22 protein-coding genes are annotated in these 24,987 nt (G+C 66.5%); 8 read left to right on the top strand and 14 right to left on the bottom strand.

Annotation, left to right across the window (positions count from 1 at the left end; translation table 11 throughout):
* Positions 1–72 precede the first annotated feature (72 nt).
* The 8 genes from CAP37_RS19435 to CAP37_RS19400 form a co-directional block, all read right to left on the bottom strand.
* Positions 73–297: a bacterioferritin-associated ferredoxin gene (locus CAP37_RS19435; RefSeq protein ID WP_086126104.1), complete on the bottom strand. Its 225-nt coding sequence runs from the start codon at positions 295–297 to the stop codon at positions 73–75.
* 121 nt (positions 298–418) lie between these two features.
* Entirely contained in the window at positions 419–895 is a 477-nt protein-coding gene (gene bfr, locus CAP37_RS19430) for a bacterioferritin (RefSeq protein WP_086126101.1), read from the bottom strand.
* 100 nt (positions 896–995) lie between these two features.
* Positions 996–2,096, bottom strand: coding sequence for a DUF1513 domain-containing protein (locus tag CAP37_RS19425; protein ID WP_086126098.1), 1,101 nt, complete (start codon positions 2,094–2,096; stop codon positions 996–998).
* Complete coding sequence (locus tag CAP37_RS19420) at positions 2,080–3,162, bottom strand: imelysin family protein (RefSeq protein WP_086126095.1); 1,083 nt, start codon at positions 3,160–3,162, stop codon at positions 2,080–2,082. The genes CAP37_RS19425 and CAP37_RS19420 overlap by 17 nt, the downstream gene beginning before the upstream one ends.
* Positions 3,159–4,610: a di-heme oxidoredictase family protein gene (locus CAP37_RS19415; RefSeq protein WP_256927082.1), complete on the bottom strand. Its 1,452-nt coding sequence runs from the start codon at positions 4,608–4,610 to the stop codon at positions 3,159–3,161. Before CAP37_RS19415 ends, CAP37_RS19420 begins: the two co-directional genes overlap by 4 nt.
* A gap of 52 nt (positions 4,611–4,662) precedes the next feature.
* Entirely contained in the window at positions 4,663–5,814 is a 1,152-nt protein-coding gene (locus CAP37_RS19410) for an imelysin family protein (RefSeq protein WP_086126090.1), read from the bottom strand.
* 108 nt (positions 5,815–5,922) lie between these two features.
* A complete protein-coding gene (locus CAP37_RS19405) occupies positions 5,923–7,320 on the bottom strand; it encodes an aminopeptidase P N-terminal domain-containing protein (RefSeq protein WP_086126087.1) in 1,398 nt (465 codons plus the stop codon).
* Positions 7,321–7,366: 46 nt separating this feature from the next.
* Positions 7,367–8,119, bottom strand: a complete 753-nt coding sequence (locus CAP37_RS19400) for a nucleotidyltransferase family protein (protein WP_306297840.1) — start codon at positions 8,117–8,119, stop codon at positions 7,367–7,369.
* A 144-nt stretch (positions 8,120–8,263) separates the two neighbouring features.
* On the opposite strand from CAP37_RS19400, the gene tkt reads away from it, so the two are divergent.
* The 5 genes from tkt (at position 8,264) to CAP37_RS19375 (ending at position 15,047) form a co-directional block, all read left to right on the top strand.
* Complete coding sequence (gene tkt, locus CAP37_RS19395) at positions 8,264–10,345, top strand: transketolase (protein WP_086126084.1); 2,082 nt, start codon at positions 8,264–8,266, stop codon at positions 10,343–10,345.
* A gap of 39 nt (positions 10,346–10,384) precedes the next feature.
* Entirely contained in the window at positions 10,385–11,383 is a 999-nt protein-coding gene (gene gap, locus CAP37_RS19390) for a type I glyceraldehyde-3-phosphate dehydrogenase (protein WP_086126080.1), read from the top strand.
* Positions 11,384–11,533: 150 nt separating this feature from the next.
* A complete protein-coding gene (locus CAP37_RS19385) occupies positions 11,534–12,070 on the top strand; it encodes a TetR/AcrR family transcriptional regulator (protein WP_373271108.1) in 537 nt (178 codons plus the stop codon).
* The gene (locus tag CAP37_RS19380) at positions 12,067–12,966 is read left to right on the top strand and encodes an alpha/beta fold hydrolase (RefSeq protein ID WP_086126077.1); all 900 of its coding nucleotides are present in this window, start codon (positions 12,067–12,069) and stop codon (positions 12,964–12,966) included. Before CAP37_RS19385 ends, CAP37_RS19380 begins: the two co-directional genes overlap by 4 nt.
* A 143-nt stretch (positions 12,967–13,109) precedes the next feature.
* A complete protein-coding gene (locus tag CAP37_RS19375) occupies positions 13,110–15,047 on the top strand; it encodes a S8 family peptidase (RefSeq protein WP_086126074.1) in 1,938 nt (645 codons plus the stop codon).
* Here the strand turns inward: CAP37_RS19375 and CAP37_RS19370 are convergent.
* The 3 genes from CAP37_RS19370 to CAP37_RS19360 all read right to left on the bottom strand — a co-directional run bounded on the left by CAP37_RS19370 (position 15,044) and on the right by CAP37_RS19360 (position 17,235).
* Positions 15,044–15,805, bottom strand: coding sequence for an SPOR domain-containing protein (locus tag CAP37_RS19370; protein ID WP_086126063.1), 762 nt, complete (start codon positions 15,803–15,805; stop codon positions 15,044–15,046). The two genes, CAP37_RS19375 and CAP37_RS19370, sit on opposite strands and share 4 nt — an antisense overlap.
* A complete protein-coding gene (locus CAP37_RS19365) occupies positions 15,799–16,599 on the bottom strand; it encodes a biotin--[acetyl-CoA-carboxylase] ligase (protein ID WP_086126060.1) in 801 nt (266 codons plus the stop codon). The genes CAP37_RS19370 and CAP37_RS19365 overlap by 7 nt, the downstream gene beginning before the upstream one ends.
* Before the next feature lie 96 nt (positions 16,600–16,695).
* The gene (locus CAP37_RS19360; RefSeq protein ID WP_373271106.1) at positions 16,696–17,235 is read right to left on the bottom strand and encodes an SET domain-containing protein; all 540 of its coding nucleotides are present in this window, start codon (positions 17,233–17,235) and stop codon (positions 16,696–16,698) included.
* Between the two features lie 97 nt (positions 17,236–17,332).
* Here CAP37_RS19360 and CAP37_RS19355 point away from each other — a divergent pair, with 97 nt between their 5' ends.
* Together CAP37_RS19355 and CAP37_RS19350 are read left to right on the top strand one after the other, a co-directional pair.
* Positions 17,333–20,308 (top strand): DNA topoisomerase III, encoded by a 2,976-nt coding sequence (locus tag CAP37_RS19355; protein WP_086126058.1) that lies wholly within the window; start codon positions 17,333–17,335, stop codon positions 20,306–20,308.
* A gap of 20 nt (positions 20,309–20,328) precedes the next feature.
* Entirely contained in the window at positions 20,329–20,985 is a 657-nt protein-coding gene (locus CAP37_RS19350) for a glutathione S-transferase family protein (RefSeq protein WP_086126056.1), read from the top strand.
* A gap of 3 nt (positions 20,986–20,988) precedes the next feature.
* On the opposite strand, the gene CAP37_RS19345 is transcribed toward CAP37_RS19350, so the two are convergent.
* The 3 genes from CAP37_RS19345 to CAP37_RS19335 all read right to left on the bottom strand — a co-directional run bounded on the left by CAP37_RS19345 (position 20,989) and on the right by CAP37_RS19335 (position 23,733).
* Positions 20,989–22,425 carry a sensor histidine kinase gene (locus CAP37_RS19345; protein ID WP_086126053.1) on the bottom strand — a complete coding sequence of 479 codons (1,437 nt, stop codon included), beginning with the start codon at positions 22,423–22,425 and terminating at the stop codon, positions 20,989–20,991.
* Between the two features lie 49 nt (positions 22,426–22,474).
* A complete protein-coding gene (locus CAP37_RS19340; protein WP_086126050.1) occupies positions 22,475–23,149 on the bottom strand; it encodes a response regulator transcription factor in 675 nt (224 codons plus the stop codon).
* A gap of 95 nt (positions 23,150–23,244) precedes the next feature.
* Positions 23,245–23,733 carry a MarR family winged helix-turn-helix transcriptional regulator gene (locus tag CAP37_RS19335; protein ID WP_086127123.1) on the bottom strand — a complete coding sequence of 163 codons (489 nt, stop codon included), beginning with the start codon at positions 23,731–23,733 and terminating at the stop codon, positions 23,245–23,247.
* Positions 23,734–23,868: 135 nt separating this feature from the next.
* Between CAP37_RS19335 and recA the strand changes: the two genes are divergently transcribed.
* Positions 23,869–24,987, top strand: coding sequence for a recombinase RecA (gene recA / locus CAP37_RS19330; RefSeq protein ID WP_086126047.1), 1,119 nt, complete (start codon positions 23,869–23,871; stop codon positions 24,985–24,987).

Genomic DNA, 24,987 nt, shown 5'->3' with positions numbered 1-24,987 from the left:
CTTGTGACGAATCAGGAGGGAATGTGCCCGGCGAGGCACGCAATAGAGCCAAGCGCAGTATGCGCCTGGTCCTCAGGCCGTTGCAGCCTGGGCCGGCAGGGCGGCAGGGTGTAGCTTGATGTGGGCCACAGCCTGATGGGGCGTGCATTCCGACCAGAGCGACCGGGCACCGGACTCGCATTGCCCGCACTGGGTGGCCACGCCGAGCTCGAGCTGGATGTCGTCAAACGCCATGCCGGAGCGCGCACAACGTGCGATGGTCTGGTCACTGACGCGATGGCAAACGCAAACGATCATGGTGGGAGACAGGCAGGGTTCAAAGGTGGAAACGCCTGCAAATGATAATTGATCGTATTCAATAAATGAAAGAAACCCCGCACTGTGGCGGGGTTTAGTCGGACCGGCGGTGTGTGAGACGTCAGCTCGCCGAACCCATCTGGCTTTGAAGGTAGTTCTGCAGGCCGACCTTGGCGAGCAGTTCGATCTGCGTTTCGAGGAAATCGATGTGTTCCTCGGTGTCGTCCAGGATGCCTTGCAGCAGGTCGCGTGACACGTAGTCGCGGACGGTTTCGCAGTGCGCGATGCCGTCTTTGATGGTGTGCTGCGCACCTTGCTCCAGCGCCAGATCGCTTTTCAGGATTTCGGGCACGTCCTCACCGATGTGCAGCTTGCCCAGGTCCTGCAGGTTGGGCAGGCCATCGAGCGTGAAGATGCGGTCCATCAGTTTGTCGGCGTGCTTCATTTCGCCAATGGACTCCTCGTATTCCTTGTGCGCCAGTTTGTCCAGGCCCCAGTGCTTGAGCATGCGGTAGTGAACGAAATACTGATTGATGGCCGTCAGTTCGTTCTTGAGCTGGGCCTGCAGGTGGCCAATGGCCTTCGCGTCGCCTTTCATGGGCACTCCTTTGTTTGCTTTTGAACAGGGCCGCATTGTGCGCGTTGCACGGGTGGCGCGTACAGCCAGGTTGAGGGCGACGGCTAAGGACCCGCCGTGCTCACATAGCCACCCAGTGGTTGTCGAATTGAATCCGGGTGGCGGCGCGGGCCTCGATGGCTTCGGGCGCGCACCACACACCTTCTGACCCACTGGCCCACCAGTGGGCTCCATCCGCCGTCAGTGCATACGCTTCGCGATGGGGCTGGCTCTGGGCCCAGAGTGCATCGGCGTTGAACAAGGCCAGCGCGTCTGCACGCGGGCAACTCACCACAAAGCCTCCGCCGGGCCTGGCGCAGATGTCGCCGCCGTAGCCCTGCATGGCCGGTTGTTCCCGGGCGGCCTGCAGGCGCTCGCCGTTCCACACCGCAAGCACCGGCGCGCGGCGCCTGGCCTCGGCATCGGGATGTTCGGCCTGCAGGGCAATGCCCACGGTGCGCGAGACCGGGTCCCAGGCGAGGTGGCGGACGCTGAGGAAAGAATCGTCCAGACGCCACTGACCCTGCAGCGCGCCGTCGCGCGGGTTCAGCGCGACCAGGGAAGCGTCCATGCGGTCGAGCGCGCGTTTGCTGCGGCCGGTTTCGGGCAGCGTGGGAATGCCACCATTGGCCACGATCAGGCTGCCCGCGGGAACATCGCCCACTGGCCGGGGAAGCACCAGGAACTCGTGCGGATCCATGCCACGCGTGGCCCACTCATCGCGCTTTTCCAGCGTCTTCGCGTCTCGCACCGCAAGGCAGCCTTGCGCGTTGTCCAGATCGGTCTCGGTGGTCCAGATCGTCTGGCCGTCGGGACTGGCGGCCGCGTGGCCATTGAATCGGCGGTCGTCCTCGATCCAGTGCCATTGGGTCTGCCCGCTGGCAGGGTGCCAGCGCAACAGCCAGTCGCCGGGGCGCCGGGCGGTGGCGAGCACGCTGCCGCCGGCCTCCACCAGCAGGCCGTGCGCGCGGGTGGGCACGATGAGCTCGCGTTGTACCGACCAGCGCACGCCGTCCACACCGATCACGCCAATGCGTTGTTCGCTGGAGGCCTGCCAGGCGGCGAGCAGGCGCGTGGTGCTTGTGCGCGTTGCGGCCCAGGCGGGTGCGAGGCATAGCGCTGCTGCCGCCGCCATCCATTGGCGACGCGACAGCAGCGGGGTGCCCTCAATCTCCATCCGCATCGGAGAAGCCCAGAGGGACGTCGAGCGCGGCGGCTACCTCGTTCTGAAACAGCACGGTGACCGACTTCATCGACTTCGTGACGGCCAGCAACTCGCGTTCGCTCGAACGCGGGCTGAGCTTCTCCATGCCGGCTGTCACCTGGTCCAGCGCCTGGCCCCACTTCTGGGCCAACGCCAACTGGCCGCGCCCCATCAGCAGCGCCTCCATGGGCACCAGCGCGCCGCCCGCTGCGGGTGGCGGCGCACCCGGCGGCAGGCGGCCCTGCGCGAGCAGGCTCTGCCATTGCGAGCGCCAGTCGTTCAGGCCACTTTCGCGCTCCTGCCGGGCGAACGGCACCGGCGCGCCTTTCACCGCATTGCCGGTGGTCTGGTGGCTGGTGATGGGCTTCTCAATGTGCGCCCAACGCAACCGCTCCAGACCCGCAAGCCACTGGTTGACCCACTCGACCAGCGCGGCCTTGGTGTCTTCGGGTTCGTCGTCCCAGTCCTTGCTGGACCAAATGCTGAACTCCTTCTGAAGTTCGCCCGCTTCTGCCGCGATGCCTTGCGACACCAGCTCGGCATAACGACAGGCCGCAGCCGGTGCGGGCTGACGGCTGGCGGCCCACTGGTTCATCAACACCTCGATCGCGGGAAAACCTTTGGCCGGCGTGCCCACGCGGTCCATATCGGCCAGCGTGGTGGGGGCTTTCTCCAGCGAGCGGCGCAGCAGGTCGGGGCGCGTGGGCCAGAAGTCGATCTGGCGCTGCGAGCGCCGCGTCACCACCGGCCCCACAGCGGGCGTGGACAAAGCCGCCCAGCTCACCAGCGTGCGCTGCCATTGAGCGCGCAGTTCCGCCAGCGGGATCTTGCCCTGGCAATGCTGGCTGGTGGTGGCCACGAGCCGATCCGCTTCGGCCCGGAACGCTCGTGCCAGCGGTGGCAGGTGGTGGGTGTAGAGGCCTTGCATGGCCTGCTCGGCCGAGTAGTAGGGCGCGGCCACCACCGGCGCGGGCACTTGCGCGGTGGCCACCGACAGGCCACAGGCCAGCGCGGCGGCGGACAGTGCTCGAAAGAGCTGGGTCATAGCGACTCCACAAACTTCACCAGTGCCTGGCGTTCGGCGGGCTTCATCTTGAGCACCTGTTCTTTCGACGCTTGTGCTTCGCCACCGTGCCAGAGGATGGCTTCGAGCACGCCGTTGGCGCGCCCGTCGTGCAGCAGGCGCTGGTGACCGTTCACGTCGCGGATCAGCCCGATGCCCCAGAGTGGCGGCGTTTTCCATTGGCTGCCGGTGGCCTGAAAATCGGGACGGTCATCGGCCAGATCGGGGCCCATGTCGTGCAGCAGCAAATCGGTGTACGGCCAGATACGCTGGCCCTTGAGGGCGGGGCTGGTGAGGTGCGGGAACGGCCCCTCGGCGGTGACGTAGCTCGGGCGGTGGCAGGTGGCGCACTGCGCCTGCGAGAACAACGACTGGCCCCGCAGCACCTGGGCGTCCTTCACCTGGCGCCGGGCGGCAGGTGCCAGCGTGGCCTGGTAGAAGATCACATGGCCCAGCGTCTCGTCATCGATCTCGGGCGCGCTGCTGCCCGCCCTGGATGCGGGCACGATGCCGTCGCGTCCGCTGGCCTTGCCGGCGCCATGCGGCGCGGCCAGGCAATCCTTCTGCGTCGGGGTGCAGGTCTCTTGCGGGGAAACGGTCGAGGTGATGCCGATGTCGCCGTGGAAGGCGCCGGCGGTCTGGTGTGCGATGGTGGCGACGTTAGCCTTCCAGCCAAAGCGACCGATGCGCACTTCCTTCGCGAACACGTCCCAAACGCGGTTGGGTTGGCCCTTGATGGGGCCCGGTGCGGCCGCCTGCTCTCGTGCGTTCCGCAAAATCTCGTCTTCGGGAATGGCCTCCAGGAGCCCGATGCCGGCGATCTGAGGCGCAATGCGCGGACTCACCATCAGGCCCGGCGCGAAGGGACCGTAGGCCAGATCGGTCAGCTTGTAAACGGGCTTCTGCAACACATAGCGTGTGCCGTCGGCGAAGCGCCCACGAAGCGGTTGCTGCTGCATCTCTACGCGGCCTTCGGGCTTCACGCCTTGAATGGCCGCGTTGTTGAACTGGTCGCCATATACCGGGTCGGGCCGCACGCCAGCCTTTGGGTCGGGCGTGCCCGCGACCGACAGGCGCATGAGCAAGGCCACCGTGCCTTCGGGCTCGGCGCCCAATGTGTTCTTCCATTCGGGTGGCGCTCCTCGTCCGTCGAGCACGTGGCAACCCGCGCACGAACGCGCGATGAAGTGAGGGCCGAGCCCATCGCGCGCCGTGGTCGAAGCCGGCGCTTCGACCCAGTTTCGCTTGAAGAAGGAGTTGCCGATCACGAAGCGCGTGCGCCCGGGATCGTCCAGGTTGGCAAGCGGGAACGAGAACGCGTTCTTGCCGGTGGCGTACACGGTGGTGGCGCCCCCGGTCTTTTCACCGAGTGGGTCGGGTGCTTCGTCGGCGTGCAACCACCACGCGGCGGCGCACCCCGTGAGCAGCATCGCAAGAGCGACATGCCGCCGCACGTGGGTGAGGGGCTTCATGGCGGCCGGTTCAGGGTTCCACGAGTGTGAGTTTGGCAATGCCCACCGCGCTTGCAGATTCCACCAGCAACTTGGACTGCGCCACCAGGCTGGCAATGGTTTTCTCCACCGCCGGGCGGCCCGCCGTGCCCTTGCCGATGGCGCGATCGAACGGTGCGGGTATCGACTCCGCCGCCGCCACGGAAGCGGCGAGTAGCGCGGAGGTTTTTTCGGCCAGATCGGCCTTCTTCGCCGCCACCAGATCGCGCACGCCCGGCCCTTGCACCAAGCTGCCGTCGCGCTTCTTGTACTGGCCGAGCCAGACGTTCTGGATGCCGGTGGCGTTGGTCACGATGTCGCGGTGTGTGTTGTCGGAGAAGCAGGAGTGTTCGTCTTCCTGATCTTGTGAATTCAACGCCACTTCCATGCGCTCGCCGGCCAGTTCACCGCGCGAGAGGGAGCCCAGGCCGACGATGATCTTGCGCACCGACTCCTTGCCGCCCTTCTCGAAGCGCGCGCGGTAGTTTTTCTGGCCGGGCGCCCAGGCCTCGGTGACGGACGCCAGATCGTCCACCAGCAGCGAGGTGGCCACGGTCAGGAACTGGCGGCGGCGGTCGGCGTTGGGCGTCTTGCCGTCCACATAGTCTTCAAACGAGCGGTTGCCCGGGCCGGTTTCGCTGAGGTCCTGGCCCCAGAGCAGGAATTCAACAGCGTGCCAGCCAGAGCTGATGTTTTCCTCACCACCGCGCTCATTGAATTTCACGAGGTTGGCCTTCGTGATCTTGAACTTGGCGTCGTTGACCAGGCCCGCCTTGGGCTTGCCCTGCACGTAGTCCACATAGGCCTCGTCCAGCGGCCAGGCGTTGATCTGGCCCTCCGGTCCTTTGTCGTCGTCGATCGGACCGCCGTAGAAGCGGAAAGCCTCGGTCTGGCCATAGGACTCGCGCGCAGACAGCCACGCCTTGCGCGCGGCGGCCAAGCCGTCGGCCGATGGCGCGGCCACGAAGGCGGCAATGGCGGCCTGCATTTCCTGCGCGCCAGCGAGGGTGTCGCTGTAGTTGGCGTGCACCAGAGCGGCGTAGTTGGTGGCCACGGAGGCGTACGTGGCGGGGGACTGCGCCTGTGCGTTGGCGGTCAGGGCCAGGCCAAGAATGGCGGTGGCCAGGGTGGTCTTGAGGTGCATAGGTTCTCCTGCGGGATGGCACGAACGGGTGTCCGTATGCCCGAGGAGAATATCTTAAATGCGAATGATTATCAGAAAATTAACGATTTCTGAAAGGGCTATTCGCCCTTAGCCGCGCATGAGCGCTTCGATCTCGTCGGCCTTGACCGGCACGTCGCGTGAGATCAGCTCGCAGCCCGTCGGCGTCACGATGGCGTCGTCTTCGATGCGGATGCCGATGTTCCAGAACTGCTCGGGCACGCCTTCGCCGGGTCGCACGTAGAGACCCGGTTCGATGGTGAGCACCATGCCCGGTCGCAGCAAGCGGCTGGGGCGGTCCTTGATGATCTCGCCACTCAGCGGGTCCTTGCGCTCGCTCACCGTACCCAGCTCGGACGGCTCCACATAGCTGCCGCAGTCGTGCACGTCCATGCCCAGCCAGTGGCCGGTGCGGTGCATGTAGAACGGGAAGTAGGCTCGGTTGGCAATCACGTCCTGTGCGCTGCCCACCTTGTTCTTGTCCAGCAGGCCCACATCGAGCAGGCCCTGGGCGAGCACGGCCACCGTGGCCTCGTGCGGATCGACGAAGCGGGCGCCGGCCTTCGTGGCGGCCACGGCGGCGTCCTGGCTGGCCAGCACCAGGTCGTAAAGCGTGCGCTGTGGGCCGGTGAACTTTCCGTTGGCCGGGAAGGTGCGCGTGATGTCGCTGGCGTAGCCATCGAGCTCGCAGCCGGCGTCGATCAGCACCAGCTCGCCGCTGCGGATGGGTGCGGTGTCGGCGCGGTAGTGCAGCACGCAGGCGTTGGCACCGGCGGCGACGATGCTGCCGTAGGCCGGGTATTGCGAACCGTGCTCGCGGAAGCAGTGCAGCAGTTCCGCGTCCAGGTGGTACTCGCGCACGTCCTGGCCCGCACGGAGCATGGCCGCGCTGCGCTGCATGGCGCGAATGTGGGCCTGCGCGCTGATCTGTGCGGCGCGGCGCATGGTGGCCTGCTCAAACGTGTCCTTCACCAGCCGCATTTCATCCAGCAGACCACACAGGTCGCGCTGCGACTCGGGGCACAGCGCACCGTAGCGCACCCGTGCGCGCACCGGCTGCAGCCAGCCGTTGATGCGGCTCTCCAGGCCCTCGTGCGTGGCAAACGGGTACCACACGGTGTGGCGGTTCTCCAGCAGCCTGGGCAGGCGCTGGTCCAGCTCGGTCACGGCATGCGCCTCGCTCACACCCAGGCTCTCAGGTGCGGCCACTGGCCCCAGACGGATGCCGTCCCAGATCTCGCGCTCCAGGTCCTTGGGTTGGCAGAACAGCGTGGTGCTGCCCTCGGCCGTGATCACCAGCCAGGCGTTGGGCTCGGTGAAACCGGTGAGGTAGTAGAAGTAGCTGTCGTGCCGGTAGAGGAAGTCGCTGTCACGGTTGCGCGGCCGCTCCAGGGCGGTGGGCACGATGGCGATGCCGCCGGCGCCCAGTTGGGCTGCCACGCGGGCGCGGCGTTCGGCGTAGAGCTGGGTGTGGGTGGTGGCGTCCATGCGCGCCATTGTCGGGGTTTTGGCGCTTTCTGGCCGTATTGGGGCTTCAGGCTTCAGCGTTGAGCTCGGCCAGGCGTTCGGGGGTGCCCACGTCCACCCAGGGCCCCGAATACAGCTCGGCGCTCACCAGGCCCGCGTCCATCGCCCGGCGCAGCAGCGGCGCCAGCGGTTCGGCCGTGCCTTGTGGATTTCCCGGCAGGATCTCGCACCAGGGCGGCTCGAACAGTTCACGCCGGTACAGGCCGATCGTGCTGTAGGTGTAGCGGGTCTCGGCGTGGTTCAGGGCCAGGCCCTCGGCGCTCAGGCCGAAGTCGCCACGCGGGTTGTGGGGCGGGTTGGGCACCAGCCAGAGGTGCGCGAGCATGGGGCTGGCCAAAAAGCGCACCACGCTCGCGGGCGCGAAAACAAAACCCGGCACGTAAACGTCGCCCGCCAGCACCCAGAACACGTCGCCCAGCAGCGGCAGCGCCCGGGCGATGCCGCCGGCGGTTTCCAGTGCGTAGCCGAAATCCTGCCCCTCGCGTGAAACGGTCACCTCGGTGCCGGCATGTCCGGCTTGCCAGTTCGTGCAGAAATCGTCGATCTGTTCGCCCAGCCAGGCGGTGTTGACCACCACGCGATCGAAACCGCCGGCGTGCAACGCTTCCAGGGGCCACTGCATCAAGGGCTTGCCGTGCACCGGCAGCAAGGGCTTGGGCTGCGTGTCGGTGAGCGGGCGCATGCGCATGCCGCGTCCGGCGGCAAGGATCATGGCCGCGATCGGGGCGGCGGCGGGCGGTTCGGCTGGGAGGCGAGGCATGAGGCTGTGTGGTGCAGGTGCGGAATTATGTGCGCGAGAGCGCACGACGGCCGGATTCCGGGGCGAGGTGGGGCCGGACAGCCCGATAAAATCACGGGTTTTGCGCTGCCACGCAATTCCACCCCCTTCACTACCCACCCCACCATGTCCGACGCTGCCAGCACCCCCACCCGCTCCGCTTCTGCCGCCTCGGCCGTGACGCCCCAGACCCAGGCCAACGCCATTCGCGCCCTCGCCATGGACGCGGTGCAGCAGGCCAACTCGGGCCACCCGGGTGCGCCCATGGGCATGGCGGACATGGCGGTGGCGCTGTGGGGACGCCATTTGCGCCACAACCCGACCAACCCCCAGTGGCCCAACCGGGACCGTTTCGTGCTCTCCAATGGCCATGGGTCGATGCTGATCTACGCGCTGTTGCATCTCACCGGCTACAAGCTGCCCATCGGCGAACTGAAAAACTTCCGCCAGTTGCACAGCAAGACCGCCGGCCATCCGGAGGTGGGCATCACCCCCGGCGTGGAAACCACCACTGGCCCGCTCGGCCAGGGCGTGACCAACGCGGTGGGCATGGCGCTGGCCGAAAAGCTGCTGGCCGCAGAGTTCAACCGCCCCGGTCACACCATCGTTGACCACCACACGTATGTGTTCCTGGGCGACGGTTGCCTGATGGAAGGCATCAGCCACGAGGCCTGCGCGCTGGCTGGCGCGTGGAAGCTCAACAAGCTGGTTGCGCTGTACGACGACAACGGCATCTCCATCGACGGTCAGGTCACGCCCTGGTTCATCGACAACACGGCGCTGCGCTTCGCGGCCTACGGCTGGAACGTGATCGGCCCGATCGACGGCCACGACACCGACGCAGTGGACCGTGCGATCGCCGATGCGAAGAACAAGGCCGACGCCCCCACGCTGATCATCTGCAAGACGGCCATCGGCAAGGGCAGCCCCAACCGCGCCAACACCGCCAAGGCGCATGGAGAGCCGCTGGGTTCCGACGAAATTCAGCTCACCCGCGAAGCGCTCGGCTGGATGCACAAACCTTTCGAAGTGCCGCAGGACGTGTATGCCGCCTGGGACGCCAGGGAAGCGGGCAAGGCTTCGGAAGCCGCCTGGAACGCCACGTTTGCAGCCTACAAGACCGCTTTCCCCGAGCTCGCCAAAGAGTTCACCCGCCGCATGAAGGGCGAGCTGCCGAAGAATTTTGCCCAGGTGGCGGTGGATGCGGTCGTGACCGCCCACACCAAGGCCGAAACCGTGGCCAGCCGCAAGGCCAGCCAGCTCGCGCTCGAGACCTTCACCGCCGCGCTGCCCGAGATGCTGGGCGGCTCCGCCGACCTCACCGGCTCCAACCTCACCAACACCAAGGCCACGCCAGCGTTGCGCTTCAACCTCGCCGGCGAGGTGGTGAAGAACGAACAGGGCCAGGGCGGTCGCCACATCAATTACGGCGTGCGCGAATTCGGCATGGCCGCCATCATGAACGGCGTGGCGCTGCACGGTGGCTTCATTCCTTACGGCGGCACCTTCCTCACCTTCAGCGACTACAGCCGCAATGCCATCCGCATGGCCGCACTGATGAAGCAGCGTGTCATCCATGTGTTCACGCACGACTCCATCGGCCTCGGTGAAGACGGTCCGACGCACCAGTCCATCGAACACGCCGCCAGCCTGCGCCTGATCCCCAACCTGGATGTCTGGCGTCCGGCCGACACCGCCGAGACAGCCGTAGCGTGGGCGGTGGCGCTGCAGAACACGACGCGCCCCACGGCCATGTTGCTCAGCCGCCAGAACCTGCCCTACGCGCCCAAGAGCGATCTGGGCGAGATCAGCAAAGGCGCCTATGTGCTCGCCGAGCCGGCCGAGGTCGGCATGAAGAAAAAAGCGCAGGCGGTGATCATCGCCACGGGTTCCGAAGTGCAGCTGGCGCTGAAAGCGCAAGAGCTGCTGGCGCGGGAACACCAGATCGCTGTGCGCGTGGTGTCCGTGCCCAGCACCACCACCTTCGACCGTCAGGACGCAGCCTACAAGGCCTCGGTGCTGCCGGCCGGCCTGCCGCGCGTTGCGGTGGAAATGGGCTCCACCGACGGTTGGTGGAAATACGGCGTGGCCGCCGTGGTGGGCCTGGACACCTATGGCGAATCGGCTCCTGCGCCGGTGCTGTTCAAGCACTTCGGCTTCACCCCTGAAAACGTGGCGGACACGGTGCGCGCCGTGCTGGCCAAGTGAGTTCGTGACCTTTTTTTGAAACCCTTGGAGAGACAAGAAATGACGATCAAGATCGGCATCAACGGCTTCGGCCGAATCGGCCGCAACGTGCTGCGCAGTGCCCTGCAGAACTTCAGCGACATCGAAGTCGTGGCCATCAACGACCTGCTCGAGCCCGACTACCTGGCCTACATGCTGCAGTACGACAGCGTGCACGGCCGCTTCAAGGGCAGCGTCTCGGTGGAAGGCAATACCCTGATCGTCAACGGCAAGAAGATCCGCCTGACCCAGGAACGCGATCCCGCCAACCTGAAGTGGGCCGACGTCGGTGCCGAGGTCGTGATCGAATCCACCGGCCTGTTCCTGGACAAGGTCACGGCGCAGAAGCACCTGGACGCTGGCGCGAAGAAGGTTATCCTCTCCGCCCCCTCCAAGGACGACACGCCCATGTTCGTCTTCGGCGTCAACGACAAGACCTACAAGGGTGAAGCCATCATTTCCAACGCGTCGTGCACCACCAACTGCCTGGCGCCCATCGCCAAGGTGCTCAACGACAAGTGGGGCATCAAGCGCGGGCTGATGACCACCGTGCACGCCGCCACCGCCACGCAGAAGACCGTGGACGGCCCGAGCAACAAGGACTGGCGCGGCGGCCGCGGCATTCTGGAGAACATCATTCCCAGCAGCACCGGCGCGGCCAAGGCCGTGGGCGTGGTGATTCCCGAGCTCAACAAGAAGCTCACCGGCATGAGCTTCCGGGTGCCGACCAGCGACGTGTCGGTGGTCGACCTCACGGTGGAGCTGGAAAAGGAAGCCAGCTACGAAGAGATCAAGGCCGAGATGAAGGCCCAGGCCGAAGGCGCGCTCAAGGGCGTGCTGGGCTACACCGAAGACAAGGTCGTGGCCACCGATTTCCGCGGCGACACCCGCACCTCCATCTTCGACGCCGACGCGGGCATTGCGCTGGACAAGACCTTCATCAAGGTGGTGAGCTGGTACGACAACGAATGGGGTTACTCCAACAAGTGCCTTGAGATGGTTCGCGTCGTGGCCAAGTGAGCACACGCTGACCGTCGAGAAAGAGCGCCTTCGGGCGCTTTTTTTGTGTCTGGACTTGACACTAGACCGACCGGTCTATAGATTTCACCTCATGAACGAAGTCCCGACCCCCGGCACCCGCGAACGCCTGATCGCCGCCATGACGACGCGCTGCGAAGGCGCGGTCTGCACGGCATCGGCCTGACCGAACTGCTGGCCCAGGCGGGCGCGCCCAAGGGCGTGCTCTACCACCACTTTCCGGGCGGCAAGACCGAGCTGGCGGTGGCTGCGATCGACGCGGTGGTGGACCGCATGCTGCGCGGGCTCGATGCCTTGCTGGCCACCACGCCCGACCCGATCGAGGCCACGCGCCGGTGGATGGCGGGTGCCACTGCACGCCTGCAGGACACCGGGTTTGAATCCGGCTGTCCGCTGGCCACTGTGGCGCTGGAGTCCACACCGGACGACCCTGCGTTGCGCGCCGCGCTCAACCAGGCCTTCGCTCGCCTGCGCGAGCGCATCGCGCTGGCGCTCGCCCAAGCCGGCGAACCGTCGGACCAAGCCCGTGGTCTGGCGGCCCTGATCGTGGCCACCTACGAAGGCGGCCTGCTGCAGGCCCGCGTGGCGCAGAGCGTCGAACCCATCCACCAGGCCACGCAGGCATTGCTCACCCTGCTTGCGGGCCGTTCCCATGGAGCAACCAAATGAACCCCACCCCCGAGTTGCCCGTGCGGGCCGAGCGCCTCACCCTCACTGCCGCTGATGGTTACGAACTGGCGGCGCTGCGCTACCGGAGTGCCGGGCCTGCACGAGCGCACTTGGTGGTCGGTGGCGCCACGGGGGTGCCGCAGGGCTTCTACAAACGGTTCGCGGAACATGCCGCCCGGCGCGGCTTCGACGTGCTCACGCTCGACTACCGTGGTATCGGCCGGTCGGCCCCGCCTTCTCTCAAGGGCTTCCGCATGGATTACCTCGACTGGGGCCGGCTTGATCTGGCCGCTGCCGTGCAGGCCATGCGTCAGGACGGCATGCCGCTCTACCTGGTGGGCCACTCTTACGGCGGCCACGCCCTGGGCTTGCTGCCCCGGCACGACTGGGTGGACGGCGCGTACACCTTTGCCACCGGTGCCGGCTGGCACGGCTGGATGCCGCCACTGGAGCGCCTGCGCGTGCTCTTTATGTGGCGCGTGCTCGGGCCGGTGTGGACGCGCCTCGCCGGTTATCTGCCCTGGAGCCGGCTCGGCATGGGAGAAGACCTGCCGCTGGATGTCTACCGCCAGTGGCGCCACTGGTGTGGCTTCCCGCGCTACTTCTTCGACGATCCCCACATGCAGTCCACCACCGAGCGGTTTGACGACGTGCGCTTTCCGATCGTGGCGGCCAATGCGCTGGACGACGCCTGGGCGCCACCAGCCTCCCGCGATGCATTCATGGCTGGCTACCGCAACGCGGCGGTTCGTGCCGTCACCATCGATTCCCGTCGCAACGGGCTCGGCCCGATCGGCCACATGGGCTACTTTCGGCCCAAGGCCCTGCCGCTCTGGAACGAGGCGCTCGACTGGTTCGAGGCGCAGCGACCGACCGCGCTTGCCCGCCCCGGCTGATGCACCGGCCGTTGCGCCGGCCATGAAAGTGCACGCCATGGGAGGCGAAACGCACATACGCCACGGGGGTGCCATGTCAGAATAACCCGCGATACCCCACCCCCTTTGCATGCCGGTCGATCGGCTCATGCTAAAAAAACGTAATGAGACGACTCCTCTCGACATGCCTGTTGGGCTTCGTGGTGCAGCTGGGCATGACCACTCTGCCGGTCGCAGCCCGGTCTGCGCAAGAGCCCGTGATGGCCACGGGCCTGATCCTCGGCTTCAAGGACATTGGCGAAGAATCAACGCCGCGCCACGCCGATCGCGGCCCCTGGGTCTCCGACCGTGAACGCGCCCGCAAGGCCTGGGAACGCGCGGCGCGCCGGGATCGGGAGCGTGTGGCCCGGCTGGCCAAGGAATCTGGCGTGGACCTGGCGGGAACGGGTGAGGCAGGCAATGCGCACCTGCTGCGCTTCGACCGCCCGCTCAAAGGTCAGGCACTCGACCGCGCTTTGCGCCGCCTGCGCCTGCATCCCGAAGTGGCCTGGGTCGAACCCGATGTGCTGGTGCCGCGACAGCAGCTTGCGCAGGGAGCGCCCGACGACACGCTTTACGGCCTCCAGTGGCACCTGCTGCCACCCGACAACATCACCAACCTCTCCGGCCTGAATTTGCCTCCGGCCTGGGCCATCCGCAATGGCAGCCCGGTGGTGGTGGCGGTGGTCGACAGCGGCGTGCGTTTCGATCACCCCGATCTGGCAGGACGCCTGCTCCCGGGTTACGACCTGGTGAGCGAGGTCGCCATTGCAAACGATGGTGGTGGCCGCGATGCCGACGCCAGCGATCCGGGTGACTGGGTGTCTGCCGGTGAGGCGGGTCAGGGCGTCTTCCAGTTCTGCAATGCTGTGCCCAGTGCCTGGCACGGCACCTTCATTGCCGGGCAGATCGCCGCCGCCTCCAACAACGCGGCGGGTGTGGTGGGCTTGAACTGGGGCGCCAGCGTGCTGCCGGTTCGCGTATCGGGCAAATGCGGCGCGCTGGTGTCGGATCTGCTCGACGGGCTGCGCTGGGCCGCTGGTCTGCCAGTGGCCGGTGTGCCGGCCAACAGCACGCCGGCGAAGGTCATCAACCTCAGTTTTGGTGGCGACGCGCCCTGCTCGCAGGCTTATCAGGACACCATTGATGCGGTGACCGCTGAAGGCGCTTTGGTGGTGGTGGCCGCCGGGAACGGCCTGCCGCAGGGCAATCCGGCCCTGACGCGCCCGGCCGATTGCGGGCGTGTGATGGCGGTTGGCGCCGTGCGCAAGGATGGCGCCAAGGCTTCCTATTCGAATTTCGGCTCTCAGGTGGCGTTGGTCGCTCCGGGAGGCTCCACCGATTTCAGCCCGAACAATTTCCTCGTCTCCACCGACAACAGCGGTTCCACCATCCCGGCGGGCAACTCCTACGGCTACAAGCAGGGCACCAGCTTTTCCGCGCCACAGGCTGCGGGCGTGGCCAGCCTCATGCTCGGCATCAACCCCGCGCTCAATCCCGCGCAGCTCATCGAGCGCATGAAAACCGGCGCGCGCGCGCACGCATTCGATGGCGGCCGCAGCACCTGCAGCGCCACGCACCCCGGCATCTGCAATTGCACCACCAGCACCTGCGGTGCCGGCCTGCTGGATGCCGAGCGCTCGCTGCAGCTCGCCGCCGGCCCGGCCGCGGTGATCGTGGCCCTGGGTACGGTCGAACCCGGCAGCATGATCTCGCTGGACGGCCGCCAGAGTGTGGCCATCGGGGGCTCGACCATCGTCAGCCACCAGTGGCAACAAGCCGGGGGCTCTCCGGTGGCCCTGGCGAACGCCTCCACCTCCCTGGCCGGCACCACGCTCGCCACAGAGGGCACCTATGCGTTTCGTCTCACGGTGGTCGATGACCTTGGACGCACCGGGACCGACACGGTGCAGGTGATTGCGGCCATGCCGCCGCCGCCTTCAGGCGGTGGTGGCTCCAGCAGCCTTTTCTGGGGTCTCACCCTCTGGGCCTGGGTGCTGGGCGTGATCGTGTCGCAGCGCAGGGCGGTTTCCGCAGGCCGCTCTTCGGGGCGTTCTGCCTAGTTGCAGGCGCGCAGCGTCTTCCCGGCCATTGCATCGCCCAGGCCGTCCACGGCGGCCCGCTGGCTGGCGGTGATGGCCGGCAAACGCAGCGTGTAGCTCACGGCTTCCGCTCGCTCCTGGACCACCTTGGCGGTGCGCACGCTGCCGCGTTCGGCCTGTTGCAGGGCTTGCTGCGCTGCGGCTTCGCTGGAATAGGTGCCCAATGCCAGCCCCGGCGCCAGGCCGTTGCCCGAGACCTCACGGAAACTCACGCCGATGCCGCGCAGCTCGGCCTTCTTGCGTTCAAGCTGGGCCTCGTTGTCGTAGCGGCCCATGTAGACGATCCAGCGCCCCGCGCTGCGCACCTCGTTGAGTTGCCAGCGGGTGGGCGGCAAGCCCAGCAGCGCCAGCTCGGCGCGCAACAGCTCGGTTTGCGATTCGGTGAAGCCGCCGGCCTGCCAGCAGCTGCGCGGGCCGTCGCCTTCGGGGAGCGGAGCCGGAGCCGGCACCGCAGGAGCGGCAGGGGTCGGGAGCACGGCCACTGGCGCAGCCGGTGCAGGTGCAATGGGAGCGGCCGAAGGAGGGGTGGTGGCTCCTGGCTCGGCTTGGGCGCGCGGTCCGTTGAGCAGGCGCAACTGCTCGGGTTTGACCTGCTCCTGCAGGCGCCGCGGCTCGCGTTGCTCCTGCGGGGCCAGGCCCAGCCCGTCGAGGTAGCCCTGCGTCCAGGCGAAGTAACCCGCGTTGGCCAGCACCAGGATCCAGATGGTCCACTTCAGCACGGCCGCACGCTCACTTCCGCGCTGGTGACGCTGCGCATGCCGTGCTCGGTCAGCACCTGCAGCGCGCCGTCTTCGCCCACACCGCAGCCGGTACCGCGAGTGCCATCGGAGAGCAGCAAACTTCGGCCTCGAAGCGCGTCGCGCTGGGCAAAACGCTGGGCAAAGGCCGCAAAGCCCTGGCTCTCGAAGGCGCGCAGATCCTGCGCCAGCGCCGGAGCCACCATGGCCAGCACCTCGCCGGCCGTCACGCCCACCAGAATTTCGGCCAGCCCGGCCGGCGCCATGGCCGGCATTGCAGAAGGCACATCACCCAGACTGGCCACTGCTTCCGCGTCCGGCCGCGCCACGTTCAAGCCGATGCCGATCACCACCATGCGCAGACCTTGTGTGGTGTCGCCGGTGCTGGCGGTCTCCACCAGAATGCCGCCGAGCTTGCGTTCGTGCAGCCAGAGGTCGTTGGGCCATTTCAGCCGCACATCCGGGTGCAGGCTGTTTGCGAGGCTCACGCCCACCGCCAGCGACAGGCCCGACCAGCTGGCCGGCGCCATCGGCAACGCCAGCGAGAACGTGAGCGACTGGCCACGGCGGCTGTGCCATGCCTTGCCCACGCGCCCGCGCCCGGCGGTCTGCTCCTCCGCCACCAGCAGCACCGGCTCCATCAGGCCGGTCCGGGCGCGGCGCATGAGCTCGCTGTTGGTGGAATCGATGCTGGGCAGCACCTCGACGGTGAAGCCGGGTAGCGTGCAGACCACGTGCTGCCAGATCGTTTCGGCCTGGGAGAGCAGGTCAGACATAGCGCAGAACGATCCGCCGCCGGGCCGCCCCAAGGCGGATCAGCCCCCTTGGGGGGCAGCGACCCGCGAAGCGGCGGAGCGTGGGGGCGGCCATGTTCAGCCGAGCTTCGATGCGCGGCCGGCGCGCTTGGGTGCCAGCAACGTGCCGCGGCACTTTTTCGCACCGCACCAGCAGGGGTATTCCGCCTTCAGCTTGGGCGTGTACGGCTCGTCGATCACCAGTCCGTAGTCGTAGAACAGTTCTTCGCCGGCCTCGATGTTGCGCAGCGCCTTGATGAACACGCGCCCCTCTTCCACGTCGGCCTCGCAATTGGGATCGCAGCTGTGGTTGATCCAGCGCGCCGAGTTGCCGCCCACCTTCGCGTCGATCACATGCTCTTCGTCCACATGGAAATAGAAGGTGTGGTTCGGGTCGCTGGGGTCGTGCGGGTGGCGGCGCAGCGCTTCGTCCCACGTGATGATCTCGCCCACGTATTCAATAAGCGCCTCGCCTTCGGCCAGATCGACCACTGCATAGACCCCCTTGCCATGGACGCCCGAGCGCCGGGTCTGGATGCGGCGGCTGGCGGGTGCGGCCGTCTTGGCGCGAGGGGAAGATTTGAGGCGCGGCTGCGTCTGGCGGGGGCTTTTCGTCACGGCCGAAATATTTGGTAAGGTTGTTTCATGCAGGTGCGCGCGAGTGTGCGCGTGCCCATGTGCGCGTGTACACGCGCGTGGAAAGCCGATTGTAGAGATGAAAACCGAAGGTTTTGCGAAAACGCTGGTCATTGCCGAGAAGCCATCCGTGGCCCAGGACATCGTGCGCGCGCTCACCCCCGTGGCGGGCAAGTTCGACAAACACGATGATCACTTTGAGAACGACAAGTACGTCGTCACCTCCGCCGTGGGTCACCTGGTCGAGATTGCCGCGCCCGAAGAATTCGATGTGAAGCGCGGCAAGTGGAGCTTCGCCCACCTGCCCGTGTTGCCCCCCTATTTCGAACTCAAGCCGATCGACAAGACCAAGTCGCGCCTGTCGGCGGTGGTCAGGCTGGTCAAGCGCAAGGACGTGGCGCGCCTGATCAATGCCTGCGACGCGGGCCGCGAGGGTGAGCTCATCTTCCGGTTGATCGAGCAATACGCCGGGGGTCTGAAGAACGGCAGCTACGCGAGCCTGGGCAAACCGGTGCAGCGCCTGTGGCTGCAGTCCATGACCCCGGCGGCCATCCGCGATGGCTTCGAGCACCTGCGCACCAACGAGCAGATGCTGGGTCTGGCCGACGCCGCGCGCAGCCGGTCTGAAGCCGACTGGATGGTCGGCATCAACGGCACGCGCGCCATGACGGCGTTCAACTCGCGCGACGGCGGCTTTTTCCTCACCACGGTCGGCCGGGTGCAGACGCCCACGCTGTCCATCGTGGTGGAGCGGGAAGAGAAGATTCGAGCGCACAGAAGCCGCGACTATTGGGAAATCCACGCCAGCTTCCTGGCCGAGGCAGGCGAGTACCCGGGCAAGTGGTTCGACCCCAACTTCAAGAAGCCCACCGGCGACGACGCCGACGCCGAGTTGCGCGCCGACCGCGTCTGGAGCCAGCGCGAGGCGCTGGCGATTGCCGAGGCGGTTCGCAGCAAGGCCGCGAGCGTGAAGGAAGAAAGCAAGCCCACGACCCAGGCCAGCGGTCTGTTGTACGACCTGACCAGCCTGCAGCGCGAAGCCAACGGCCGCTTCGGCTTTTCGGCCAAGACCACGCTGCAGCTGGCACAGAGCCTGTACGAACGCCACAAGGCCCTGACCTACCCCCGCACCGACTCCCGTGCCCTGCCCGAGGACTACCTGCCCACGGTCAAGGAAACTTTCGAAATGCTGGCCAGCAGTGGCATGAAGCACCTGGCGCCCCACGCGCTCACGGCGCTCAACAACAACTACATCCGCCCCAGCAAGCGCATCTTCGACAACAGCAAGGTGTCGGATCACTTCGCCATCATTCCCACGCTGCAGGCGCCCAGCGGCCTGAGCGATGCCGAGCAGAAGCTGTACGACCTGGTGGTGCGCCGCTTTCTGGCGGTGTTCTTCCCGAGTGCGGAGTTCACCGTCACGACGCGCATCAGCTCTGTGCTCAACCACCACTTCAAGACCGAAGGCAAGGTGCTCGTGAAGCCGGGCTGGATGGCCGTGTACGGCAAGGAAGCCGCCGAAGACGTGACCGACGCCAAAGAGGGCGACAAGGGCCAGAACCTGGTGCCGGTGCGCGAAGGCGAGACCGTGCGCACCGAGTCGGTGGAGCCCAAGGGCCTGAAGACCAAGCCGCCGGCGCGCTATTCAGAAGCCACGCTGCTCGGCGCCATGGAAGGCGCGGGCAAGCTGGTGGACGACGACGAGCTGCGTGAAGCCATGCAGGAGAAGGGCCTGGGCACGCCAGCGACACGCGCGGCCATCATCGAAGGCCTGCTGACGGAAAAGTACATGTTCCGCGAAGGCCGCGAGATCATCCCGACCGCCAAGGCGTTCCAGCTCATGACGCTGCTGCGGGGCCTGGGCGTGGAAGAACTCTCCAAAGCCGAACTCACGGGCGAATGGGAATACAAGCTGGCGCAGATGGAACACGGCAAGCTGAGCCGCGCTGCCTTCATGGGCGAGATCGCCGCCATGACCGAGCGCATGGTGAAGAAGGCCAAGGAATACGACCGCGACACCATTCCGGGCAACTACGCCACGCTGTCCAAGCCCTGCCCGAACTGCGGCGGCGTGGTCAAGGAGAACTACCGCCGCTACGGCTGCACCGGCCCCGATGGCAACAGCGAGGGCTGTGGCTTTTCGTTTGGGAAGTCGCCGGCGGGTCGCACGTTCGAGCCCGAAGAGGCCGAACAGCTGTTGCGCGACAAGAAGATCGGTCCGCTCGAAGGCTTCCGCTCCAAAGCGGGCTGGCCCTTCGTGGCCGAGATCGTCATCAAGTTCAACGACGAAGACAAGAACTGGAAGCTTGAGTTCGACTTCGGCGACGACAAGAAGGGGGAAGAAACCGGCGAGCTGGTGGACTTCACCGGCAGCGAATCGCTGGGCACGTGCCCCAAGTGCGGCGGTGCGGTGCACGAGCACGGCAGCAACTACGTGTGTGAGCGCGCCGTGCCCACGCTGGCCCAGCCCACGCCCACCTGCGACTTCAAGAGCGGCAAGATCATCCTGCAGCAGCCGGTGGCGCGCGAGCAGATGAGCAAGCTGCTGGAAACCGGCAAGACCGACCTGCTCGACAAGTTCGTCTCCATGCGCACACGCCGCGCGTTCAAGGCCTTTCTGGCCTGGGACAAGGAAGCCGGCAAGGTGAACTTCGAGTTCGCGCCTTCCAAGTTCCCGCCGCGCAAGACGGCGGCCGGTGCGCCAGCCAGATCGACCCCGGCGAAAAAGGGCGCTGCGAAAGCCGCGCCCGCCAAAAAGGCGCCAGCGGCGAAGAAAGCGGTGGCCGCCAAGACACCGAAACCCAAGACGCCGCGCAAGACCACCGCTGCCACCGGCAAGCAGCCCAGCGCCGCACTGGCCGCCGTGATCGGCGATGGCGCCGTTTCTCGCCCCGAGGTGGTGAAGAAGCTGTGGGATTACATCAAGGCCAACGGCTTGCAGGACGCCAAGGACAAGCGCCGCGTGAATGCCGACGCGAAACTGCTGCCAGTGTTCGGCAAGGACCAGGTGACGATGTTCGAGATTGCCGGCATCGTCGGCCAGCATCTGAGCTGATTTTTTTCGGAGGATTACCCATGAGCCTGAAGCTGCATTTCGCCCCCGGGGCCTGTTCTTTTGTGCCGCACTCGATGCTGGAACTGGCCGGGGCGGAGTTCGAGCCTTCCATGGTCAAGCTGCACAAAGGCGAGCAGCGCAGCCCCGAATACCTCGCGCTCAACCCGCGCGGTCAGGTGCCGGTGCTGGTCGACGATGGTGAGGTGGTGACCCAGATCGTCGCGATCGTGCTGCACCTGGACGCGAAGTTTCCGCAGGCCGGCATCCTGCCCGCCGCCGGGGCGCCAAGAACGCGCGCGCTGCAGACGCTGGCCTGGATGAACAACACCGTGCATCCGACTTTCACGCATGTCTTCATGCCAGAGAAGTACAGCGACGATGAAGCGGTGAAGGCCGGCGTCCGCGCCTTTGCCACGCAGTCCTACCGGGGCCTGCTGGGCGAAATCGAGGCGCTGGCGCTGAAGGCCTCGCCCTGGCTCATGGGCGAGCGCCCCGGCGCGCTGGACGCTTATGCGCTCACGCTGTTGCGCTGGGGCGGTTATGCCGGGATCGATCCCACCAGCCTGCCCGCCACCTGGTCACTGGTGCAACGTTTTGCCGCGTTGCCCGCCGTGGCCCGAGCGATCGAGCGCGAGCGGCTGCAGCTCAACGTCTACAAGCCAGCAGCAGCGGCCTGAGCGTCATTCCTGGGTGGGGCGCATCGGCGTGAACCGCACAGAGGCGCGCAAGCCGCGCGGGCTGCGTTCGGCGTGCGCATCTTCCATGCTCACCGTGGCCCCGTGCTGCTGTGCGATCTCCTGCACGATGGCCAGCCCCAGTCCCGAGCCGTCCACGTTGGTGCCCAGCGCTCGGTAGAACGGCTGCAGCACAAAGGCGCGCTCGTTCTCCGGAATGCCCGGGCCGTCGTCTTCCACTTGCAGCACCTGCACGCCACTGAAGCGGTCGAGCAGCACCCGCACCGTGACCACACCGCCCCGCCCGGTGTAGTTGATGGCGTTGTCCACCAGGTTGCGCACCATCTCCTGCAGGAGCGTGGGGTTGCCGACGATCAGGCAGTTCTCGGGTGTCTCTTCCGGTCCCTCGAAGCCGAGGTCGATGCCGTGCTCCAGCGCGCGCGGCACCGACTCCTGCACCACCCCGCGCACCAGCCGCGAGAGCTCGATGTTTTCGTTGGGCAGCGAGCGACCGGTGGTTTCGGCCCGCGCCAGTGCGAGCAACTGATTGACCGTGTGGGTGGCGCGCGTGCTGGAGCGCGCAATCTGCTGCAGCGAGCCCCGGATTTCCACGGGATCGATCTCGCGCTGCGCCAGTTCGGCCTGCATGCGCAGACCCGCGAGCGGCGTTTTCAGCTGGTGCGCCGCATCGGCCAGAAAGCGCTTCTGTGTCGTGAGCGAGACCTTCAGGCGACTGAGCAGGTCGTTGATCGACGACACCAGTGGCGCCACCTCCTGCGGTACGAAGGAGTCTTCGATGGGACTCAGGTCGTCGGGCTTGCGCGCGCGGATGCGTTGCTCGAGGTCGTTGAGCGGGCGGATGCCGCGCACCAGCGCCAGCCACACCAGCAGCACCGCCAGCGGCAGGATGACGAACTGCGGCACCATCACGCCCTTGATGATTTCCGTGGCCAGGGTGGAGCGCTTGCCCTTGGTTTCGGCCATCTGCATGAGCACAAGCCGCTCGCTGTCGTTGCGCGCGAGCCAGGTGTAAGCCACGCGCACTTCGTCGCCGCGCAACAGGTCGTCCCGCAACAGCACGCGCCCGGGCTCGGGCAGGGCTTCGTCGCGCGGAGACGGAAAGTCGATCTCCCCGCTGATGAGTTCGCCACGCGGGTCGAGCACCTGGTAGTACACGAGATCACCGTTGTCCGCGCGCAGCAAATCGCGCGCCTGCGCATCGAGCTTGAAGACAATGCGCTCATCCTCCAGCACCACCAGCCGCGTGAGCACCTGCAGATTGAACTCGAGCGCGCGGTCGAACGGCTTGCTCGCAATGCCCTGGGCCACGAACCAGGTGAGCGCCAGCGACAGGGGCCACAGCAGCAGCAGCGGCGTGAGCATCCAGTCGAGCAGTTCGCCGAACAGGCTGCGCTGTTCGCGCTGGAACAGGCCGAACGACATGGGTCCCCGGCCTTCCACCGGAGGAAGCGGTTCGCTGATCGAGCGGCTCTCAGCCGGCGATTTTCTCAAGGCAGTAGCCCAGGCCACGCACGGTGGCGATGCGGATGGGCCCCTTCTCGATCTTCTTGCGCAGTCGGTGGATGTAAACCTCGATGGCGTTGTTGCTCACCTCTTCGCCCCATTCGCACAGGCGCTCGACCAGCTGGTCCTTGCTCACGAGGCGGCCCGCGCGCTGCAGCAGCACTTCCAGCAGGCCGAGCTCCCGCGCGGAGAGTTCCACCATCTTGCCGTCGATGGTGGCCACGCGGCCCGCCTGGTCGTACTCCAGCGGGCCGTGGCGGATGGTGTTGGTGGAGCCGCCCATGCCGCGGCGCGCCAGCGCCCGCACACGCGCTTCGAGCTCCTGCAGCGAAAACGGTTTGGCCATGTAGTCGTCGGCGCCGTAGTCCAGTCCCTTGACGCGCTCCTCGATGCTGTCGGCCGCCGTGAGGATGAGCACGGGCAACGTAGAGCCGCGCGAGCGCAGGCGCTTGAGCACCTCCAGGCCGTGCAGTTTGGGCAAGCCCAGATCCAGAATCAGCAGGTCGAACTCGTTGTTGGTGAGCAGCGCCGCGTCGGCTTCGTTGCCGCTGGCCACATGGTCCACCGCGGCACCGGCGGCGCGCAGGCTGCGCATCAGTCCGTCGGCCAGAACCTGATCGTCTTCAGCAATGAGGATGCGCATGGTTGTCTCCAGATGGCGCTCTTGTGGGGGCGCCGCGCCGCTGTTCGCGAGCGATCCGATTCTAGAGGCCGGTGCGCGCCGAAGCGTGATCTGCGTCAAGTCCCGTATGCCTCGAGTCCCAGTGCCACCACCGTGGCGACGTCCTCGCCCACCTGGTGGCGGAACTCGGCTTCGGCCTGCGCCACCGCCTGACGAAACCCCTCCAGCCACAGCAGGCCGGTGGCAGTGAACACAATGCGGCGCGCCCGCGCGTCGTGCGCGTCGGGTTCGCGCTGCACCAGCCCCCAGGCCTCGCATTGCGTGACCAGATCGCCCATGGCCTGTTTGCTCATGCCCGCCTGCCGCGCCAGCTCGGTCAGGCGCGAACCGTTCAGGCCCAGGTGCCGCGTGATGTGGATGTGGGCGGCGCCGACCTGCGCGCGCGCTGCCAGGTGGGACAGCGCCAGGGGCACGTTGGCATCGTGCGCCATCAGGTGAAGCACGCGCTCGTCGAAGCGTCGCATCGCCTGGCCCAGCAGGCGGCCGAGGTGGCCTACGCGCCAGCGGTCGTCGGGCAGGGGTGGAGTGGCTTCAGTTTCGGGCATGGCCAGATGGTAAGGCAAACTGACCAAATAATCGATGAAGTCGTGCCAACCCACCTGTAAACTGCTGTTCAAGCATCCAGCCTGTACACAACCACACAGGCCATGCGAACCCTACAACCCGCTCAGGAGCCCTCCATGGACGCAGCCGTCAAGAACAACCCCCTCAACAGCGAAAAAGCCAAGGCATTGCAGGTCGCGCTGGCCCAGATCGAGAAGCAGTTCGGCAAGGGCACCATCATGCGGCTCGGCGAAGGCGAGGTGATCGAAGACATCCAGGTGGTGTCCACCGGCTCGCTGGGGCTGGACATTGCCCTGGGCGTTGGCGGCCTGCCGCGTGGCCGGGTGGTGGAAATCTATGGTCCGGAATCCTCGGGCAAGACCACGCTCACCCTGCAGGTGATCTCCGAGATGCAGAAGCTCGGTGGCCAGTGCGCGTTCGTCGACGCCGAGCACGCGCTGGACATCCAGTACGCGCAGAAGCTCGGCGTGAACCTGCAGGACCTGCTCATTTCCCAGCCCGATACCGGTGAACAGGCACTCGAAATCGTCGACAGCCTGGTGCGCTCCGGTGCAGTCGACCTCATCGTGGTCGACTCGGTGGCGGCGCTCACGCCCAAGGCCGAACTCGAAGGCGAAATGGGCGATTCGCTGCCCGGCCTGCAGGCGCGCCTGATGAGCCAGGCGCTGCGCAAGCTCACCGCGCACATCAAGAAGACCAACTGCATGGTCATCTTCATCAACCAGATCCGCATGAAGATCGGCGTGATGTTCGGCAGTCCCGAGACCACCACCGGCGGCAACGCGCTGAAGTTCTACGCCTCGGTCCGGCTGGACATCCGCCGCACCGGCACGATCAAGAAGGGCGAAGAGGCGATCGGCAACGAGACCAAGGTCAAGGTGGTGAAGAACAAGGTCGCACCGCCCTTCAAGACCGCCGAGTTCGACATCCTGTTTGGCGAGGGCATCAGCCGCGAGGGCGAGATTCTTGATCTGGGCGCGCTGCACCGCGTGGTGGAAAAGTCGGGCGCCTGGTACGCCTACAACGGCGAGAAGATCGGCCAGGGCCGCGACAACTCGCGCGAATTCCTGCGCGAGAACCCCGAGTTGCGCGTGGAGATCGAGAACAAGGTGCGCACCGAGCTGGGTGTGCCGCTGCTGCCGGTGGACGAGCCGCCCGCGCCCGCCGCCAAGCCGGGCAAGGCTGAGAAAGCCTCGAAGGCGAAGGATGTCGACACCGCACCCGTGGCCGAATAA

The organism is Hydrogenophaga sp. IBVHS1, from assembly GCF_002127265.1.
In the GTDB taxonomy this organism is placed as follows: domain Bacteria; phylum Pseudomonadota; class Gammaproteobacteria; order Burkholderiales; family Burkholderiaceae_C; genus Hydrogenophaga.
This window is presented reverse-complemented; position numbering and strand designations above follow the sequence as displayed.